Annotated in this window: 1 protein-coding gene; it reads left to right on the top strand. The window is 58.1% G+C overall.

Features of this window, described 5'->3' with window-relative positions:
* Positions 1-617 (top strand): IS5 family transposase (locus AX703_RS11520; protein ID WP_062344214.1); only part of this gene is annotated, 617 nt, incomplete at its 5' end.
* Positions 618-633: the final 16 nt, after the last annotated feature.

Here is a 633-nt window from a genome sequence, read left to right as displayed (position 1 = left end):
TCTCAACGGTGCGACGCTGGTTCTACATATGGCGCGATACTGGGCTATGGCAGGCCTTGAACCATGGCCTTCTTATGCTGGTCCGTGAAGCACAGGGGCGTGAGGCCTCGCCCAGCGCCGGTGTGATCGACAGCCAGAGCGTCAAAACCACTGAAAGTGGCGGACCTCGGGGCTACGATGCTGGAAAGAAGATCAAAGGACGCAAGCGTCACATCCTAACCGACACCGAGGGCAATCTGGTTCACGCCGTCGTCCATACCGCTGACATTCAGGATCGCGATGGAGCTCCGATGGTCTTGGGCGGCGTCATCAAGCGGTTTCCCTGGCTGCGGCACGTGTTCGCTGATGGCGGATATGCTGGCCAGAAACTGAAGGATGCCCTGAAGCCTTTGGGTAGCTGGATGATCGCAATCATCAAACGCTCCGACACGGTCAAGGGCTTCGAAGTCTTGCCCCGCCGGTGGGTTGTCGAAAGGACAATCGCCTGGCTCAACCGAAATCGCCGACTTGCCAAGGACTTCGAGCAGACCATCGCATCTGCCACCGCTTGGCTCTTCGCGGCCTCGGTACAAGCCTTCATCCGGCGTGCCGCAAGACACTGTCATTCAACGAATTAGTTTCGAATCCGACTCT

It is taken from the genome of Novosphingobium sp. CCH12-A3 (assembly GCF_001556015.1).
Classification (GTDB): domain Bacteria; phylum Pseudomonadota; class Alphaproteobacteria; order Sphingomonadales; family Sphingomonadaceae; genus Novosphingobium; species Novosphingobium subterraneum.
The sequence above is the reverse complement of the archived record's forward strand: the minus strand, read 5'-3'. Positions and strand labels throughout refer to the sequence as shown.